Origin of the sequence: Methanocalculus natronophilus (assembly GCF_038751955.1) — an archaeon.
In the GTDB taxonomy this organism is placed as follows: domain Archaea; phylum Halobacteriota; class Methanomicrobia; order Methanomicrobiales; family Methanocorpusculaceae; genus Methanocalculus; species Methanocalculus natronophilus.
In genome coordinates this window covers 1-514 of record NZ_JBCEXH010000129.1, presented here as the reverse complement: position 1 = coordinate 514, position 514 = coordinate 1, and the positions used below count along the sequence as shown (strand labels likewise).

At 34.0% G+C, this 514-nt stretch carries 1 protein-coding gene; it reads left to right on the top strand.

Annotated elements, in window-relative coordinates; translation table 11 throughout:
• Positions 1–286: 286 nt before the first annotated feature.
• On the top strand, positions 287–514 hold a 228-nt coding region (locus ABCO64_RS10840), incomplete at its 3' end, for an InlB B-repeat-containing protein (protein ID WP_343089490.1).

Genomic DNA, 514 nt, shown 5'->3' with positions numbered 1-514 from the left:
ATAGAAACCTCGCACGCGATCAGTGAAGCGATTAAACTTGCCCCAACCTTAAGTAAAGAAAAAATCATTATTGTGAATCTCTCGGGTAGAGGGGATAAGGATGTTGAAAGTATATATCACTATGACCACATAACATAAAGACGCTTCGGCGTCTTTTTTTTTTATAAAAAAATTAGTTAATTATAAAAAATGGTCATAACGGTGCATATAGTTTGAACTTCAAACTATATAGACGTATTCTTATTTTATCTAACAACCTATTTGGGTGTTTAAAGGAGGGATTTATTTGAAGCGTTTAGTTTTTATGTTTGTTTTTATGATGTTTATATTAGCCGCATGTGGAAACGATGAAACCATCGAAGAAGAAATTCAAGTTTCATTTGATAGTGGAGGCGGTACGGTTTTAAACCCTAGAGTCGTAATTAAAAATGATCCACCATCGGCTTTTAGTGAACCGACCAAAGAAGGGTATAACTTTTTAGGATGGTATGTTGATGATGAGTATCTTGAAGCA